This is a genomic window from Myroides sp. TSA_177.3, assembly GCF_052691955.1.
In genome coordinates, this window is sequence record NZ_JBQZGD010000004.1 from 75,874 (window position 1) to 95,022 (window position 19,149).

15 protein-coding genes and 1 tRNA gene are annotated in these 19,149 nt (G+C 36.2%); 10 read left to right on the top strand and 6 right to left on the bottom strand.

What is annotated here, in order from left to right; translation table 11 throughout:
• Positions 1–6: 6 nt before the first annotated feature.
• From ACUTSE_RS05845 to miaB, 3 genes are read right to left on the bottom strand one after another with little or no spacing between them, the layout of a single operon-like run.
• Positions 7–510, bottom strand: coding sequence for an LptE family protein (locus ACUTSE_RS05845; protein WP_002987639.1), 504 nt, complete (start codon positions 508–510; stop codon positions 7–9).
• 3 nt (positions 511–513) lie between these two features.
• The gene (locus tag ACUTSE_RS05850) at positions 514–1,812 is read right to left on the bottom strand and encodes a sigma-54 interaction domain-containing protein (RefSeq protein ID WP_002987638.1); all 1,299 of its coding nucleotides are present in this window, start codon (positions 1,810–1,812) and stop codon (positions 514–516) included.
• A gap of 37 nt (positions 1,813–1,849) precedes the next feature.
• The gene (miaB, locus tag ACUTSE_RS05855) at positions 1,850–3,301 is read right to left on the bottom strand and encodes a tRNA (N6-isopentenyl adenosine(37)-C2)-methylthiotransferase MiaB (RefSeq protein ID WP_002987637.1); all 1,452 of its coding nucleotides are present in this window, start codon (positions 3,299–3,301) and stop codon (positions 1,850–1,852) included.
• A gap of 659 nt (positions 3,302–3,960) precedes the next feature.
• Between miaB and topA the strand changes: the two genes are divergently transcribed.
• The 10 genes from topA (at position 3,961) to ACUTSE_RS05905 (ending at position 17,314) form a co-directional block, all read left to right on the top strand.
• Complete coding sequence (topA, locus tag ACUTSE_RS05860) at positions 3,961–6,483, top strand: type I DNA topoisomerase (RefSeq protein ID WP_002987636.1); 2,523 nt, start codon at positions 3,961–3,963, stop codon at positions 6,481–6,483.
• 14 nt (positions 6,484–6,497) lie between these two features.
• Positions 6,498–7,646: a formimidoylglutamase gene (locus tag ACUTSE_RS05865; protein WP_445639552.1), complete on the top strand. Its 1,149-nt coding sequence runs from the start codon at positions 6,498–6,500 to the stop codon at positions 7,644–7,646.
• A gap of 128 nt (positions 7,647–7,774) precedes the next feature.
• Entirely contained in the window at positions 7,775–9,175 is a 1,401-nt protein-coding gene (gene porK, locus ACUTSE_RS05870; RefSeq protein WP_115091774.1) for a type IX secretion system lipoprotein PorK/GldK, read from the top strand.
• Positions 9,176–9,230: 55 nt separating this feature from the next.
• The gene (gene porL, locus ACUTSE_RS05875; RefSeq protein ID WP_060873966.1) at positions 9,231–9,902 is read left to right on the top strand and encodes a type IX secretion system motor protein PorL/GldL; all 672 of its coding nucleotides are present in this window, start codon (positions 9,231–9,233) and stop codon (positions 9,900–9,902) included.
• Positions 9,903–9,928: 26 nt separating this feature from the next.
• Positions 9,929–11,494 (top strand): type IX secretion system motor protein PorM/GldM, encoded by a 1,566-nt coding sequence (gene porM / locus ACUTSE_RS05880; RefSeq protein ID WP_445639553.1) that lies wholly within the window; start codon positions 9,929–9,931, stop codon positions 11,492–11,494.
• 36 nt (positions 11,495–11,530) lie between these two features.
• A complete protein-coding gene (gene porN / locus ACUTSE_RS05885) occupies positions 11,531–12,418 on the top strand; it encodes a type IX secretion system ring protein PorN/GldN (RefSeq protein ID WP_002987631.1) in 888 nt (295 codons plus the stop codon).
• 55 nt (positions 12,419–12,473) lie between these two features.
• Entirely contained in the window at positions 12,474–13,541 is a 1,068-nt protein-coding gene (locus ACUTSE_RS05890; protein ID WP_445639554.1) for an NAD(P)/FAD-dependent oxidoreductase, read from the top strand.
• A gap of 5 nt (positions 13,542–13,546) precedes the next feature.
• Positions 13,547–15,466 (top strand): ribosomal protection-like ABC-F family protein, encoded by a 1,920-nt coding sequence (abc-f, locus tag ACUTSE_RS05895; protein ID WP_445639555.1) that lies wholly within the window; start codon positions 13,547–13,549, stop codon positions 15,464–15,466.
• Positions 15,467–15,563: 97 nt separating this feature from the next.
• Positions 15,564–16,133 carry a hypothetical protein gene (locus ACUTSE_RS05900; RefSeq protein ID WP_445639556.1) on the top strand — a complete coding sequence of 190 codons (570 nt, stop codon included), beginning with the start codon at positions 15,564–15,566 and terminating at the stop codon, positions 16,131–16,133.
• A gap of 152 nt (positions 16,134–16,285) precedes the next feature.
• Positions 16,286–17,314, top strand: coding sequence for an SseB family protein (locus ACUTSE_RS05905; protein ID WP_445639557.1), 1,029 nt, complete (start codon positions 16,286–16,288; stop codon positions 17,312–17,314).
• A 65-nt stretch (positions 17,315–17,379) separates the two neighbouring features.
• On the opposite strand, the gene ACUTSE_RS05910 is transcribed toward ACUTSE_RS05905, so the two are convergent.
• From ACUTSE_RS05910 to ACUTSE_RS05920, 3 genes are all read right to left on the bottom strand, one after another.
• Positions 17,380–17,452: transfer RNA gene (locus tag ACUTSE_RS05910), tRNA-Met, on the bottom strand.
• Between the two features lie 121 nt (positions 17,453–17,573).
• Entirely contained in the window at positions 17,574–18,191 is a 618-nt protein-coding gene (locus tag ACUTSE_RS05915) for an NAD(P)H-dependent oxidoreductase (RefSeq protein WP_445639558.1), read from the bottom strand.
• Positions 18,192–18,195: 4 nt separating this feature from the next.
• The gene (locus tag ACUTSE_RS05920; protein ID WP_445639559.1) at positions 18,196–19,149 is read right to left on the bottom strand and encodes an alpha/beta hydrolase; all 954 of its coding nucleotides are present in this window, start codon (positions 19,147–19,149) and stop codon (positions 18,196–18,198) included.

The window sequence follows — 19,149 nt, forward strand, 5'->3', positions numbered from 1 at the left end:
GATCTTTTACCATTTTGCTAAGGATTCATTGAATACATCTTGCGTAATTCTTTCGTAAATTTCGTCTAAGGCTGTATTTAATGTGGCTCCTACTAATTGTGCGTTAGCATCATAGTCATAATAGAAAGAGAAGCGTTTTTCAAAATCATCTTCTGCATTTCGCTTGTTTGTAAAGCGCACGTTAATGGCGATATACAAACGGTTTTGCGCGGCTCTCTGATCTGCAGTTGCTGTCATCGGGCTGATTCGATAATCGACAATTTCACCTTCATAAACTAAATCTGCATCAGAATTAGTTAGGGTTAAACTGGTTTGATTCTGAATCAAATCTTGCAAGGCTAGGGTAAAGGTACGTTCAATTCCTGGCTCAACCAATGGCGCATTATTTTGAAAATAATTCACTTGGAAAGAATCAGCATCAATTTTTCCTGTTCCCGTAAAGTTATAGTACTTACAACTTTGTAAGCCTAAAGTTATAAAAAGAATGATAAGAACTGGTTTAAACTTCATCATTTATAAGTTATATTGTTTAATCTTTCGATATAAAGTTCGTTCTGAAATACCGAGCTCTTCGGCAGCCGCTTTTCTTTTTCCCTTGTTGCGTTCCAAAGATTTGCGGATTAATTCTACTTCTTGTTCTTCCAGATTAAGTGGTTCGTCTTCCACTGTTTCTGCAATTAGGTAATTGTCATCATCATCCTCATTTTCAATAATGGTTGGATGATACGTAGGATGAACTGGTTGTGAAGGGTGTGCAGCATGTGAATTGCTGTTTTCCAACTGTAGAATATCCGAAGGATTAGCCGGATAATCCACCGATTCATTTTTATTACCGTAGATGCGTTGAATCAGGTGCTGATTGCTCTCTTGTACTTGGCCTTTATCTTGTTTTAAGAGCTCTAAGGTCAGTTTTTTTAGATCAGTAATATCATTGCGCATGTCAAAGAGAATTTTGTATAAAATCTCTCGTTCCGTACTGAAATCGCTCTCCGCTTTTTTACTCTGTACTACAGAAGGTAATTGTCTGTCGTGGTTGGGTAAATAAGTCTGTAAAATGGGAAGTGTAATTTCTCTGTTTGTTTCCAATACAGATATTTCCTCTGCCACATTTCGCAATTGTCTGATATTTCCATCCCAGCGATAGCGAATTAAAAAATTAGCTGCATTCGCATCTAAGCGGACAGGAGGCATTTTGTATTTATGCGCAAAATCCGAAGCGAATTTTCTAAACAACAAGTGAATATCTTCTCCTCTTTCTCGAAGTGGAGGCAAGCTAATTTCAATGGTACTCAAACGGTAGTATAAATCCTCTCTAAATTTACCTTTTTGTATGGCGTCAATCATATTGACATTTGTCGCTGCAATAATGCGAATATCCGTTTTTTGAACACGAGAAGAACCTACTTTAATAAATTCTCCATTTTCCAAAATACGCAATAAACGAACTTGAGTAGTTAGTGGTAATTCACCTACTTCATCTAAAAAAATAGTACCCCCATTTGCCTCTTCAAAATAACCTTCTCTCGTGCTAATTGCACCCGTAAAAGCTCCTTTTTCGTGACCAAATAGTTCACTGTCAATCGTTCCTTCAGGAATGGCACCACAGTTTACAGCAATGTATTTGCCGTGCTTGCGGTGGGATAGGGAATGGATGATTTTGGGAATACTTTCTTTCCCAACTCCACTTTCTCCTGTAACTAAAACCGAAATATCCGTTGGTGCAACTTGTATTGCTTTTTGGATGGCACGGTTGAGCTTAGGATCATTACCTATAATTTCAAATCGTTGTTTAATCGCTTGAACATTTTCCATGTAGTGAACTTTTTCGTACTATTTTTTCAAAAGGTGATTAATCTTCTTGCATTGGTGAATAACCAACAGCCTTACCGATTAAGGTAGCAGAAGTACAATCTTCAATGTAAACTTCAACAAAGTCACCTACTTTATAATTTTCTTTCGGGAATACAACCGTTGTATTCTGTGAATTTCTTCCGCTCCATTCTAAATCTGAACGCTTTGAAGTTTTTTCAATCAAAACCTCTACGGTTTGTCCTACAAAACGCTTTGTACGCTCTAAGCTAATCTTACCTTGTACTGCGATAATTTCGCTCAAACGGCGTTTTTTCACTTCTTCTGGAATGTCGTCTTCTAGTTTACGTGCAGCTAATGTACCTGGACGTTCTGAATAAGCAAACATGAAACCAAAATCATAGCGAACATGCTCCATTAATGAAAGCGTATCTTGGTGGTCTTCCTCTGTTTCTGTAGGGAAACCTGTAATCATATCTTGTGAAAGAGAAATGTCTGGAATTAACGCGTAAATCTTATCTACTAATTCGATGTATTCTTCTCTTGTATGTTGACGATTCATCTCTTGTAAGATACGAGTACTTCCTGATTGAACAGGTAAGTGAATGTATTTACAGATGTTGTCGTGATTTGCAATGACCTCAATTACTTCCATGTGCATATCCTGTGGATTTGAAGTCGAAAAACGAAATCTCATCTTCGGGAATTTTGTAGCACATAAGTCTAAAAGCTGAGCGAAATCAACCGCTGTTGCTTTTTGAATTTCTGAGGCTTTGTCATAATCTTTCTTTAATCCTCCTCCATACCAAAGGTAACTATCTACGTTTTGACCTAACAAAGTGATTTCTTTGAAGCCTCTTTCGTATAAATCTTGGATTTCTGAAATAATACTGTGTGGTTCTCTACTGCGTTCACGTCCTCTTGTGAAAGGGACAACACAAAACGTACACATGTTGTCACAACCTCTTGTAATCGATACAAAAGCAGTAACCCCATTACTTTGTAAACGAACAGGAGCAATATCACCATAGGTTTCATCTTTCGATAAAATTACATTGATGGCATCTCTACCTTCATCTACTTCTTTTAAAAGGTTAGGAAGATCTTTGTACGCATCAGGTCCTACAACCATATCCACAATCTTCTCTTCTTCTAAGAATTTACTTTTTAGACGTTCCGCCATACAACCTAAAACACCCACTTTCATTCCTGGGTTTTTTTTCTTTACTCGGTTGTATTGGTCTAAGCGTTTGCGTACTGTTTGTTCAGCTTTGTCGCGAATAGAACAAGTGTTTACTAAAACTAAATCAGCTTCTTCTAAGTTATTGGTTGTATTGTATCCTGCGTCAGATAAAATGGAAGCAACGATTTCACTATCTGAAAAATTCATTTGACAACCATAGCTCTCAATAAAAAGCTTTTTAGTATTGTCTCTATTCTGTTCTAGCTGTAAGCTCGTTCCTTGTTTATTTTCGTCAATTACCTTTTCCATATGATTATTTAAAAGGGAGTTTTATTTTAAGTCACAAAGATAGTTTAATTTTATTTGCTGACAAGTTGACAGCTTTATATTTAAGAAGCTCTTAGCGATTTTATTGTAACGATTAGCTTGTCTTTTATTCCGAAGTTTATATTTGAGCCAAATTGTTGCTTTAAATGTGTGGCTACTATAATCTTGAAGTACGGTTGAGGAATGGTTTGAATAGGTCGCGAGAAAACTAAAAAAGGAGTTGCGTAAGCTTTTTTTTAGTAATAAAAGTTGAGTTTTACGCAGAGATGAATTACGATAATTAATACCAGTAGAAATATAAATTTTGCAATGAAAAGGGGGAGTTATTACTAAGTGAAAAGTCGTTTTTTTTTAGTACAGAAATAAGCGAATTTTCCTTATATTATAGGTGTTCTGAATTTATGTAAAAAGTAAAATACACAAGAAGGTATGCATTAATTACTTTTGTTTTTTTACTTTTGAACGAATTTCTGATTATATAAGGTGTTGGGTAAAAAAAAGAATTTTTTTCTAATCAACGTTAAAAAAGTGTATATTTTTTAAATCATCGGAAAGGATTTTAAGAGAAAGTATGAATTATATCGGTTGAAGTAGAAATATTAAGAAAAAACGCATATTTTTGCTTCACAAAAGAATGAAGTATGGCAAAGAATTTAGTGATCGTGGAGTCGCCTGCAAAGGCAAAAACAATTGAGAAATTTTTAGGAAAAGATTATCAGGTAGAATCTAGTTATGGACATATAGCGGATTTACCTTCTAAAGAGATAGGGGTTAATGTAGAAGATAATTTTAAACCCAAATATGAGGTTTCTAGTGATAAGAAAGCAGTAGTAAAGAAACTAAAAGATCTTTCTAAAAATGCAGAAGTTGTTTGGTTAGCTTCCGATGAGGACCGTGAGGGTGAGGCTATTGCTTGGCATTTGGCAGAAGAGTTAAAACTAGATCAAAATAAAACAAAACGCATTGTTTTTCACGAAATTACTAAGTCAGCAATTCTAAAAGCGATTGATAACCCAAGAGGGATTAATTATAATTTAGTAAATGCACAACAAGCTAGACGTGTATTAGACCGTTTAGTGGGGTATGAATTATCACCCGTATTGTGGAAAAAAGTAAAAGGAGGGTTATCTGCTGGACGTGTTCAGTCTGTAGCCGTTCGATTAATTGTTGAAAGAGAAAAAGAAATCAACGATTTTAAAATCGAATCTTCTTATGTTATAACGGCAGAATTTAAAACTGCTGAAGGCAAAGTTGTCAAAGCAAGATTATCAAAGAATTTTGCTAGTGAACAAGAAGCCAAAGATTTTCTAAACCTTAATATAGGAGCAAACTATGCCATTAAGGATTTAGAAACAAAACCCGCTAAAAAATCACCAGCCGCACCATTTACAACATCAACCTTACAACAGGAAGCAGCGCGTAAGTTGTATTATTCTGTTGGACAGACCATGATGTTAGCACAGCGTTTGTACGAAGAAGGATATATCACCTATATGAGAACAGATAGTGTGAATTTATCTGAAGAAGCGACAAAAGCAGCTGCTGCTGAAATTGCAAAATCATACGGTGCAGAATATGTACAATCAAGAAGTTATGTAACAAAGAGCAAAGGAGCACAAGAAGCGCACGAGGCAATTAGACCTACGAATATGGCTTTGCACTCCGTGCCTTTAGATAGAGATCAAGCGCGTTTGTACGATTTGATCTGGAAACGTACGTTAGCTTCTCAGATGAGTGATGCTAAATTGGAGCGTACGAATGTGAAAATCGGTGCGAATAAATACAGCGACTTGTTCGTAGCTACAGGTGAGGTATTGTTATTTGACGGGTTCTTAAAGGTATACTTAGAAGGACATGATGATGAAGAGGAAGAAGTAGAAGGAATTTTACCACACTTAAAAGTAGGAGAGTCACTTTTATCTAATGCAATCGTGGCAACTCAACGTTTTAGTAAACCTGCCGCTCGTTATACAGAAGCTTCTTTAGTAAAGAAGTTAGAGGAATTAGGAATTGGACGACCATCTACCTATGCACCAACGATTTCTACAATTATTGCACGTAATTATGTAGAAAAAGGAACAACAGAAGGAAAAGAGCGCAATTATAAAGTAATGACGCTAGCTCAAGCTGCTGTGACTGAAAAAGTGTTGGTGGAAAAAACAGGGTCAGATAAAGGAAAAATGATTCCGACTGATATTGGAATTATTGTCAACGATTTCTTAGTGAAGAACTTCAAGACAATCTTAGATTATAACTTTACGGCAAAAGTAGAAGAAGATTTTGATGCTATTGCTGCTGGAGAGGAAGATTGGGCAAAGATGATGCGTGAGTTTTACGATCACTTTCATCCAACAGTAAAAGATGTAGAAGAAAATGCAGAGCGTGAATCAGGGGAACGTATTTTAGGTACTGATCCTGCTTCTGGAAAACCAGTATTAGTTCGTTTAGGAAAATTCGGGCCTATGGCTCAAATTGGTGATGCTGAAGATGAAAATAAACAATTTGCAAGTTTAGCGCCAGATCAAAATATTGGAACAATTACTTTGGAAGAAGCGTTAAAGCTATTCTTATTACCTCGCATGTTAGGGGAATATAAAGGAGAAGAAGTAGAAGTAAATAATGGACGATTTGGTCCTTATGTACGCGTTGGAAAAACGTTTATTTCTTTGCCAAAAGGATTGGAGCCACTAGATGTGTCTTATGAAAAAGCATTAGAGTTTATTCAAGAAAAAGAGGAAGCAGATAGACCAATTGCTACTTATCAAGATTTACCAGTACAAAAAGGTGTAGGGCGATTTGGTCCTTACTTGAAGTGGAATAATATCTTTATCAATGTCAATAAGAAATACAACTTCGATAATTTATCGAATCAAGATATTACTGAATTGATTGAAGATAAAATTCAGAAAGAAAAAGATAAGGTGATTCACGATTGGACAGCAGAAGGCATCCGCGTGGAGAAAGCAAGATGGGGAAGATCAGTTATCTTAAAAGGTAAAGTAAAAATAGAGTTATCTAAGGATGTTGATGCACAAGCTTTGACGTTGGATGAGGTCAAAGCGATGATTGAGGCGAAAACACCTGCAAAGAAAACAAAGGCTACAGCAGCTAAAAAACCGGCAGCTAAAAAAGCTACAACGAAGAAAACAACGACCAAGAAATAATTGAATAGTAAGGCATGTTAGAACTTTTACGTCCAGTTAGTATTGAATTTAGAAATTACATCGATGGATTACCTAGCCAAAGTTTAGGTAAAAAAGTTTATTTCCATTCTGGTGGTACTTTCGATAAGTACGAGCAATATAAAATCGCTATTATAGGTGTAACTGATAATAGAGGATTAGCTTCGGAACCTGCTATGGTGGACCTGATGAAAGTTAGAAAAGCTTTTTATACGTTATTTCCTGGGAATTGGAATGTTCGAATAGCAGATTTAGGGGATATTACACCTGGTGAATCGATGGAAGATACTTATTTTCTATTAAGGAAAATTGTAGAAGATTTAGTAAAGAACGGAACAATTCCTGTGGTGATAGGAGGAAGCCAAGATTTGACCTATGCGTTATATCGAGGTTATGATAAATTAGAACAAATGGTGAACCTCGTTTGCATCGATCATAAATTAGATGTAGCAAAAGATGGAGGCCATGCGGCGGAAAGTTTCTTGTCGAGAATAATTCTAGAAGAACCGAATAATTTGTTTAATTTTTCAAACTTAGGCTACCAAACGTATTATAATTCGCAAGAAGAGATCGATTTAATTGAAAGTTTATACTTTGAAGCGTACCGAGTTGGAGAAATTATTAATAATATTGCATTGGCGGAACCGGTATTGCGTGATGCTGATATTGTAAGTATCGACGTCAACGCTGTAAAGTCAAGTGATTCAGGGAATTTTGCAACCTATAATCCCAACGGATTTGACGGAAGAGAAATTTGTTCTTTGGCTCGTTATAGTGGATTAAGCGATAAAGTTAGTACTTTTGGAATATTTAATTATAATAATCAAACAAATGAAACGTTATTATTAGGACAAATATTGTGGTATTTTATTGAAGGCGTTAATTATCGCTACAATGAATATCCATTTGCCTGTAAGGATAATTATATAAAGTATATAGTACCTTTTGATGATTACGAGAATTTGATATTTTACAAGAGCGATATTTCCGGAAGATGGTGGATAGAAGTGAATGTTGGGACGAGTGTTAATGAAAAGTTAACAAAGAAAATCTTGCTACCTTGTAGCTATGAAGATTACGAAAAGGCGACCGCTCAGCAATTACCTGATAGATGGTGGAGAGCATTTAAAAAGAGTTTAGTTTAAGCTTGAAAAATTTAACATTTACATATGTTAAATATAAACTAAATTTTTTTTAGCTTTGTTTTTGAAAATTAAAAATAATTGAATACGTTTACATTTTTAAGAAGTATATAAGAAAACCTAAATAATATATGAAGAAGATCATTACGTTAGGAGCAGTTTTAGCTTTGGTATGCAGCTGTGGTACTGGAGATCGAGGTGAGTTGTTAGGCGGAGTAGAAGGTAAGAGATGGTCAACTACGAAGCCTCATGGTATGTCTTTAGTTCCAGGTGGAACTTTTACAATGGGACAATCAAACGAAGATTTCCTTGGTGCACAGGATGCTCCAACAAAAACGGTAACTGTTGGTTCATTCTACATGGATGAGACTGCCGTTACAAACAACCAGTACAGAAAATTTGTGGATTGGGTAAAGGATTCGGTTATCCGAACTCGTTTAGCTATTGCTGCAGATGATATGGGATTGACTCCAGATGGTGGTGGAATTGGTGCTTATGCATTTTTAGATAATGAAGAAAATCTAGATCGTATGACGCCTTATCAAAGATATATGTACGAAAATTACTACAGCATGGATAGCAGCGATGATATGTATGCAGGTAGAAGATTGAATAAAAAAGTGAACTTACCTGTATCGGTAGATCGTTACCCAGACGAATATTATGTTGAAGTAATGGACTCTTTATACATTCCAGCTTCTGAAACATATAACGGATTAGGTATGTTCGATGCTTCTAAAATTAAATTCAAATACACTTATGTGGATTTAGAAGGAGCAATGAAAGATAAAGGAGTTGATCCTCGTGGAAAACGTAGCAGACATTTAAAAACGGAAACGTTATTAATCTATCCTGATACAACACGTTGGATTAAAGAATTCCAATACTCTTATAACGAGCCAATGCACAATGATTATTTCTGGCACGAAGCTTTTGGTGAATATCCTGTTGTGGGTGTAAACTGGAATCAAGCTAGAGCATTTGCAGCATGGAGAACGTTATATAAAAACACATTCTTACGTTCAAAACGTTTACCTTCTGAAGTACATGAGTACAGATTACCAATGGAAAGCGAATGGGAATTTGCAGCTAGAGGTGGTTTAGAAGGAGCTATGTATCCTTGGGGAGGCCCATATACAACAGATGAAAAAGGTTGTTTTATGGCAAACTTCAAACCTAGCCGTTTTGACTATGCAGCGGATGGAGCTACTTATACAGCTGAAGCACGTGCTTATCCACCAAACGGATATAATTTATACAATATGTCTGGAAACGTTGCAGAGTGGACAAGTTCACCGTATGATTCATCATCATATGATTTCATGTCAAGCTTAAAACCAAAAAACAGAAGATCAGATACGCCATTAAAAGTAGTTAGAGGGGGATCTTGGAGAGACCCAGCTTATATGTTACAAGTTGCTACACGTGATTCAGAATACGCAGATTCTGCTAGATCATACATCGGATTTAGAACAGTACAATCTGTTTCAGGATCTATGTCTAGAAGCAATGCGTCTAAAATGGCTAGATAACCAGAACCAAAACAATTATAGATTATAGACAAACAATTAAAACAATTAAAAAATTATGGCAATACCTAAAAAAGTAATGAACTTCTGTTATGGAATGGGGGCTTCAGTTGTAATTATCGGTGCATTATTTAAGATTACGCACATGGAGTTAGGTCCAATTAATGGAAATAATATGCTAACTTTAGGATTGGTTGTAGAAGCTCTTATTTTTGCGATATCTGCTTTTGAACCAGTTGATGACGAGTTAGATTGGTCTAAAGTGTATCCAGAATTAAAAGGTGGAGAGCCAACACAAGTTAGAGGCGGTGGTAGTGCTGTAGGATTTGTTGGCGGTGGAACAACAGAAGAACAAGGTATGTTATCTAAAAAATTAGATGATTTATTGAAAGAAGCGAAAATTGACGGTGAGTTAATGAATAGTTTAAGCAAAAGTATCAGAAACTTTGAAGCAGCATCAAAAGAGATTGCTCCAACAGTTGACTCTGTAGCTTCTACTAGAAAATATGCGGAAGAAATGTCAATGGCTGCTGCTCAATTGGAATCTTTAAACTCAATGTATAAAGTACAATTGGAAAGTGCTACTCGTAACGCTGAAATCAATAAAGAAGTTGCCGAAAATAATATCAAATTAAAAGAGCAAATGTCTGCTTTAACAAGCAACTTGTCTTCATTAAACACTGTTTATGGAGGTATGCTTTCTGCAATGGGAAACCGCGGTGCTAATTAATTTATAATCAGATAAAGTTATAAATAATGGCAGGAGGAGCAAAATTGACACCTAGACAGAAGATGATTAACCTTATGTATCTGATTTTCATCGCGATGATGGCTCTTCAGATGTCAAAAGAGGTTTTATCAGCTTTTGGTATGGTAAACGATAAATTTGAAGCGGCGAACGAAGCTGCGAACACAAATAATACTAGCTTGTTAGAAAGTTTAGAGGTGAGAGCTTCTGATGATCCAACACGCTTTGGAGAACCTTACAAAAGAGCGCAAAAAGTTGCGGTAATAACAAAAGAATTTTTTGATTATATCAATACCGTTAAAACAATGATTACAGCTCCTTTAGAAGAACAACGTATCGATGGTAAATTACCAGCGGAGCGTATGGAAAAAGGAGATGTAATTGATCAAGCTTGGTTTACTGGAGATAAATATTCTGCGCAAGGAGAAGAATTTATTGGAGCAATTGAAAAGTATAAGAGTGATATTAAATCTGTTTTAGAAGAAGATAATGCTTATCAACTTATTACAATTGAATTGCAAAATAGATTTGATTTAGCTGATGTAAAAGATGGAGAAGGAATTGTAAAGCCTTATTTAAATTACAATTTCCAAGGATTTCCAGCAATTGCATCGTTGACTAAATTGTCTACAATGCAAAATGATGCAAAAGTAATTGAGCATGATTTTTACAATTTATTGTTAGGGAATACATTGAGCCAAGCGGCTTCAATGCGTAACTATAAAGCAATTGTTATCTCTGAAAAATCAGCTTATTTCGCTGGAGAGCAGTATAAAGGAATTGTTGTTTTAGGACGCTATGACCAATCAACAGTACCAACAGAGGTTACTGTAAACGGACAAAAAGTTGATTTATCTAAAGCATTAGATAATGGACGTGTGAATTTAGGATTTAGTACTGGAAACGTTGGTGAACATGAATTTAAAGGTGAATTCACATTCATGGAAAACGGACAAGCAATTCCAGTTGACTTTGTAGGAAATTACGTTGTAGTTCCTAAACCTAATCAAGCGAACATCTCTGCAGATAAAATGAACGTGGTGTACCGTGGGGTAACAAACCCAATGACAATCTCTTTTGCTGGTATTTCTGATGATAAAGTAGTAGCTTCTGCTCCTGGTTTATCTAAAGGAGGAAAAGCAGGACAGTATAACATGCGTCCACAAGCAGGTAGAGAGGTTACAATCAATGTGACTGGAAAATTACCTGACGGAACATCTGTAAGCGATAAAAAAGTATTTAGAATTAAAGATATTCCTGCACCTCGTGGTACAGTTCGTGGTGAATACGCTGCGAAAGGACCTAAGTCTAACTTAGAAGTAGTTACCATCGGTGCAAAATTAGAAGATTTTGATTTTGAATTAGGTTTAACAGTTACAGGATTTGTATTGCAAGTTCCAGGACAACCATCTGTGGTAGTTCAAGGGAATAGAATGAATGACAGAGCGAAAGCTGCGATTTCTAAAGCAAGACTCGGAGATGTAGTTGTTATTTCTGATATCAAGGTACGTTTAGACGGTGCAAGTGATTATGCATTGAAGAAAACAGCACCTTGTACATTCGAAATCATGTAATTTCGAAATAAATAAAAGAAGAAAACTTTGAATAATATGAACTGGAAAAAAATTTCACTATTTGTAGCATTTTCAATATTCTCATTGCAATCATTTGCACAAAGCAACTTATTAAATGCTAAGTCTGCTGAGGAAATTGGAATGAAAAGTATTCAAGATATATACGTACAAAGCGAAGGACCAATTCCATACGGGTATGTAGCAGATAAGGATATCCTATTTGGTATTAAAGTATGGGAAAACATTTCTCTTGAAGAGAAAGCTAATGAGTCTTATTACTATCCAATCGAAGAGGTATCTGGAGATGGAAGAAAATCAATGTTCCAAGCTTTGATTGATGGTATTAAGTCTGGAACTATCACAGAAGTATACGATGATAGTGACTTTAAAAGAAAAAGAACATTAAAGGAACTTGAAACATCTTTCGTGAAAGTTGATACTACAGATGCTGGTATTGAATACTATAATGCTGGTGAAAAAATTCCAGAGGAATATATTCAACGTATTGAATTACGTCCATCTGATGTAAAGTCGTATCACGTTTTGGGATTGTGGTTTTTTGACCGCAATGAGGGACAATTAAAATATCGTTTATTAGGAATTGCTCCAGTAGTAGTTGACTTATACACGAAAGGAGCTGATGTAGAAAACGCAGTAGAGCTTTTCTGGATTTTCTTCCCAGATGCTAGAACTACTTTGTTCGATGCTCAGGTATTTAACTCTAAAAACCCAATGAATCCTATGAACTTTGATCATTTGTTAAACGCTAGACGCTTTAGCTCTACGATTTACAAAGCAGATAATCAATATGGAGATTCTCGTATTAACGATTACATCAAAGGTGGAGAGTTAAGTCAATTATTTGAAGGCGAACGCATCAAAGAATTGATCAGAAACCTTGAAGATGATTTATGGAATTACTAATTTTGTAATTACTAATTTATAAAGCTCTTATCTAAATTAGATAAGAGCTTTTTTTATGATTTCAATTATGGTGGATTATATTGTTGTAGGAACGGGATTAGCGGGCATTGCATTTACTGAAAAGTTGGCTCAAGAAGGAAAAACGTTTGTTGTGATTGATTCAGAAGAACGTTCTTCTTCGTTAATTGCTGGAGGTATGTACAATCCTGTTGTACTCAAACGCTTTACGGATGTTTGGAAAGTGAAGGAACAATTGGCTATAGCTGAAGTGTTCTATCCTGCCTTAGAAGCAAAATTGCAGGTGAAATGCTGGTATCCGATGGACTTATATCGTCGTCTAGCTTCTATTGAAGAACAGAATAATTGGTTTCAAGCAGCTGATCGACCAAATTTAAATACCTTTTTATCGCCCGAAATTATAAAGATGCAACTAGATGGAGTAGATTTGTCCTTCGGTTTAGGAAAAGTAAAGGCAACAGGGTATCTGGAAACAGATGATTTAATTCCTGCTTATCGCCGTTATTTGACACAAATTGGATGTTACAAAAAGGAAACTTTTGATTACGACCAGTTGTTATATCATGAAAATGGTATTTCATATAAGGGGATTGAAGCTGGGCGCATTGTATTTGCAGAAGGTTTTGGTCTATTGCAAAATCCCTTTTTTAAAGAATTGCCCCTGGATGGAACAAAAGGAGAGTTGATGATTGTTAAGATTCCAGGTTTGAAATGTGATTTTATGTTGAAAGCAGGTGTATTTTTGATTCCGATTGGAGAGGATAAATACAAACTAGGCGCTACATATAACTGGGAGGATAAAACAGATGTTCCTACAAAAGAAGGAAGAGAAGAACTAATCGAAGGATTGAAGAGTTTTATTGATTTGGATTTTGAAATAGTGGAACATATTGCGGGGATTCGTCCTACGGTGAAAGATCGCCGTCCTTTGTTGGGAAGAAGTTTAGAATCAGATCGTATTTTTGTGTTGAATGGATTGGGGACACGTGGGGTTTTACTCGCACCTTATTTGGCAGAACAATTATATAATTACATAGAAAAAGATAGGGCGTTGGAGGAAAATATCTCCATCCATCGCTACAAAAAGTTTAAATTAAAGAAGTAGTATTTATGTTGAATATACATAATTTGTCTGTTTCGTTTGCAGGAGAATATTTATTTGAAAACGTAACATTCAAAATTGGGGCTGGTGACCGCGTTGGTTTGGTTGGGAAAAATGGAGCTGGAAAGTCAACGATGTTGAAACTTTTATCCCGCGATATGGAACCAGATACAGGAAGTATCGCCATGGAAAAAGAGCTTAAAATTGGGTTTTTACGTCAGGATATTGATTTTATTCCTGGAAGAACGGTACTAGAAGAAGCCTACCAAGCCTTTGTTGAAATTAAAGAAGTCGAAGCGGCATTAGATCGCGTGAATAAAGAATTAGCTGAACGCACCGATTATGAATCAGAATCGTACAGCGAGTTAATTGAGAAATTAAGTGATTTAACCCATCGTTATGAAATTATCGGTGGATATAATTACGTGGGTAATACAGAGCGTATCTTACAAGGATTAGGATTTAAACGCGAAGATTTTGAGAATCTTACAGATACCTTTTCTGGAGGATGGCGTATGCGTATCGAATTAGCAAAATTGTTGTTACAAGATAATGATGTGCTTTTACTCGATGAGCCAACCAACCACTTGGATATTGAAAGTATCATTTGGTTGGAGCAATTTCTAAGAAGTTATCCAGGAGCCGTGGTGATTATTTCCCACGATAAAATGTTCTTAGATAACGTGACGAATCGCACCATTGAAATATCATTAGGTAAGATTTACGATTTTGATAAACCATATTCTGCCTATTTGTTGTTGCGCGAAGAATTGCGTGAAATGCAATTAGCGACTCAAAAAAATCAAGCAAAAAAAATAGAGGAGACTGAGAAGCTAATTGAGCGTTTCCGCTACAAAGCTTCCAAAGCTGCAATGGCGCAATCGCTAATTAAGAAATTAGACAAGGTTGAGCGTATTGAGGTTGATGAAGATGATAATGCTGTAATGAATATTTCGTTTCCTGTGAGCATTGATCCAGGTAAGGTTGTATTGGAAATGGAAGGAGTTACCAAGCGCTTTGGTGATAAGGTCATTTTTAAAGATGTTGATTTTTTAATTGAACGCGGAAGTAAGATTGCGTTTGTTGGACAAAATGGACAAGGAAAATCCACATTGATTAAAGCGGTCATGAAAGAGTTTGAATATGATGGAACAATTAAATTGGGACATAACGTTCAAATTGGATATTTCGCTCAGAATCAAGCAGACTATCTAGATGGAGAGAAAACCCTTTTAGATACGATGTTAGACGCTGCAACAGATGGAAATCGCGTAAAAGTACGCGATATGTTAGGTGCTTTCTTATTTAGAGGAGATGATGTAGAGAAGAAAGTAAAAGTGCTATCTGGAGGAGAGCGAAATCGCTTGGCTTTATGTCGTATGCTACTTTCGCCTATCAATGTCTTGCTGATGGATGAGCCGACCAACCACTTGGATATAAAATCGAAGAATGTGTTGAAACAGGCTTTGCTAAACTTTAAAGGTACCTTGATTTTGGTTTCGCACGACCGTGATTTCCTACAGGGATTAACTAATTTGGTTTATGAATTCAAAGATCAAAAGATTAAAGAATACTTGGGGGATATCAACTATTTCTTAGAAGAACGCAAAGCGCAAAATATGCGTGAAATCGAAAAGAAAAGTGAGAAGAAAGAGCCTCAAGTTGAAGTGAAAGTCGAGGTAAAGAAAGTCGAAGCTTTATCATACGAAGATCAAAAGAAGCAAAAAACGCTTCAAAATAGATTGAGTAAAATAGAAAGTGAAATCAATGAACTTGAAAAGAAAGTCGCTAAAGACGATGAACGATTAGCCGTTGATTATGAAAAACTGATGCAAGATGAGAGCTTTTTTAAAGCCTATGAGCAGAACAAAAAGAAAATAGAAGCATTGATGCAGGAATGGGAAGATATAGCTGCAGAGTTGATGTAAATGAATATAGAGAAGGTTTGTGTGATTCACACAGACCTTTTTTTATGGTCTCGGTTTAAGATTAGTAGTTTTTGCTTACATTTAATAAAAAATCACAATGAAAGTATATCGAACATTTTGGGTTTTAGGTATGGTTTGCCTCGGGTTATGGAGCACAACAACTGCCGCACAAACGAAACAAAAAACAGATTTATCGGCTGCAATGCCAACCAAGGTTGGGCTTCAAGACATCGATAAGTTGCATTACAATTTTGCAATTGAAGTGGAAAACCAATTGTATGGTGGATATAGCTTCTTGAGCATAAACCCAAAGAGTTTTGCTACCATCAAAGTAGAGGAAGGTCTTTTTTCAGTTGGAACGACTACCTATGAGAAGAAGATTATCCTTCCACTGAAAGAAGGACATAAATCGAATTTAGTAGTCTTGGAACAGTGGGCCAAACAAAATATAAGCTACAAAGGGAAATTGATTTTTATGATCGATGGAGTGGTGTTGAATACGCAGCCTAATTTAGTGTTATTGGATCAAAATTATATTGTGGATTATGCCGTTGTTCCTTTGGATCAGTTGGATTTAAAAGAAGTTACGGCTGTTGTTCAGTTGAGAATGAAATCCGAAGCTAATTTTAAGACGATGTCTGCAGCGAAAAAAAGGAAACGTGAATAAAATAACAGTGAAAGTAGAAGGATAGGAGGAGTATTTGGAACGAAGATTAAAAGTGTTGTATCTTTAGTGGTTATAGCTAAACGCTCAACGTTATTCAATTATGAGTATAAAGGAGTGCTAAACGCCAATGAAATAAGTATAAAAGAAAGTAAATGAAATTATTTGATATTTTTAAAAAGAAAAAAGAACAACCCTCTACTTTTCCTGAAAATGAATTAGAACGTTATTTGATAGAAGGAGCATCTAGTATTGATGCACAGAAATATTTTTACCAAAAGTTAATGTGGAATCAACTGATTGTGTTGACTCCAGATGGTATGGAATTAGAAGAAGGAGAGCAAACAGTCGGAGGAAATACCACTGTCAAATTGGTGTCTTTTGATGGAGGGCATATTCCTGTATTTACCTCGTTGAATCGCGTTTTTGATCAGGATATTATCAAGGAAAAAGTATCTTACATTAGTTTGAAGGGACAGGATTTGTTCAGTATGACTAAAGGTTCTACTTTCATTTTAAATCCTTATTCACCGTATCATAAAGAATTATTACCTGCAGAGATTGAGCAGTTGATGAATGGCACGATATACGATCAAATTGATGCAGACGAAGCAGAAAGACAACATATTGAACAATTCAATACCCTCTATGATCTAGCTTGTGAAAAACAAAAGGACCTGATACTATTAGGCGGGTACCGCATGCAGGAATTGAATGCTAAAGATCAAGGAAGATTAGAAGAGTCAGTACATTATTTTGAACAATGTCTAGCGTTAATCGAAGATCATTGGCCTAGTATGGTGTTAATGGCAAAAGCATTGCAGCGCTTGGAACGTCATGAAGAAGCATTTGCCTTATTAGAAAAAGCGTTTGTGATTAATGAAGAGAATCACTCTATTCCGATGGAAGCTGCTTTAGAAGCCGTTCATTTACAAGATTTGGAAAAGGCTTTGTATTATTCAGCAGCTTCTATGGAACGAAAGCCCAATGATTTTGCTTTGATGGGTAATCACGCGATGAATTTAGTATTGGCAGAACGTGATGGGGAAGCCTTGGCATTGATTGAAGAAGCCTTAGTGTTAGAACCCAAGGATGAAGTCAATGAAAATATAAAAAATTTAATTAAGGAAGTGATGGCCGGTACTCGTAAACGACCAACAATGGAGGAAACTGTGAACGGTTAATAGTAAACCGTTCGTCGTAAACCAAAAAAAAAGACTTAATCGTTAGATTAAGTCTTTTGGCTTAGTAGCGGGAACAGGACTCGAACCTGTGACCTTCGGGTTATGAGCCCGACGAGCTGCCTACTGCTCTATCCCGCGCTATTGTGGTGCAAATATACAAACTAATAATGGTATAAAACAAATAAAAAGAACAAATAGTTTTATAAATTATTTGAATTGTATGTTAACTTGTTGATTGTTAGCTTTGTATGTTGTTTTTTTAATTCAAAATATCGCTCGATCCTACTTTTGAAAGGTGTTTTTTGACATCTTCTTTCGCTTTTTCTTTCATTTGCAAGAGGAGTTGATGAATATCATTTGGACTATAATCATTCAACGGGCCAAAAACTTCCGCTTGTTCTACCCCTACACCACAATAAGCCAATATGCCTTCTTTTAATGGAATTGAACCACTAGTGTGATATACGGATTGATGAATTTCTGGGGATAAGTCGCCCATGGTTACTATAATACGTGCTGTTTTACCTTGTAAAAGCCCTTCTGTATGTGTTGAAGTGTGATGTTTAAACACTAATCCTGGTAAAAATAGACGATCAAAGAACCCTTTCATAATTGCAGGCATACCCACCCACCACATCGGATGTATCCAAACTTGATGGGTACTCCAATAGATATCATCTAATGCACGGAGTAAATCAGGTTCTAATTCCATGCGTTTTGCATAGCCGTACTGGAGGTTGGGATTAAAGTGTAATTCACCAATAGCGAGATAACGCATAGTGGCGCCTAAAGCTTGAGCAGTTTCGATATAGGTTTGTGCTAAGGTAGCATTAAGACTAGTTGGATTTGGATGTCCATTGATGACTAGGAGATTCATATGATTATCGGATAAAAATGGTTTTTAAATAAGTAAGTTGTTCTTGCCAAAAGTCGCGTGCCATGGCGGTTGGAAAAAAGTCAAATACATGCGTTGCACCTTTTACTTCAAAAAAGGTTGTTGGAACTTGAGCTTCCTTGAGTTGATCAACATATTGTTTTGCCTCATCCTTGAGAGGATCAAACTCCGCTACAATTAAAGTAGTTGGAGGAAGATTTTTAAAATTCGATTGCAAGTAAGGTACAGCATATGGAAGTGGAGCCTCATGATGGTGGGCTAAATAGTACTTCCACATGAAAGAGGCAGCAGCCTTGGTTTGCATAGGAGCATCAGCTAAGGTCTGCATGGAAGGCGTGAGTAAACGATGATCCATCGGAGGATAGAGCAAATATTGATGCTGTAGTACAACTTCTTTTTTGTCTCGAGCTAGATGAGCGAGTGAAGCAGCAATAGTCCCGCCTGCACTACTTCCGCCAATGCTGATGTTTTCTTTATTTCCTCCCAATTGACCTGCTTCTTGCGCCACCCAAAGTAATGCATCATAAGCATCTTCTAAGGCTGCTGGAAATGGATGTTCAGGTGCTAAACGATAATCAACTGATACAATTGAAATATTCAAGGCTAACGCCATAGGGTAAAAAATAAAATCATATTGTTCTGGAGTACCATAAATAAAAGCACCTCCATGAAAATACATCAACACGGGAAGATTACTTTGTCCCAATGGACGGTAGGTTCTTAATCTAATGGTTCGATGAAGCTCTCGTGAGGGGATTTCAAGGTTTTCAACGACCAGACCCTCTGGAATTGCCAAAGGCTCTTCGGTATCTGCCAATTGTTGTTCTTCGATGCGAATTTGAGCAGGGTTATGAGCTAGTAAATAGTCATAGTCAATTTGGCTATAAGGACTTTCGTTAATGGCTTGTAGCAGCTCGATGGATATATCTTGTTGTATCAT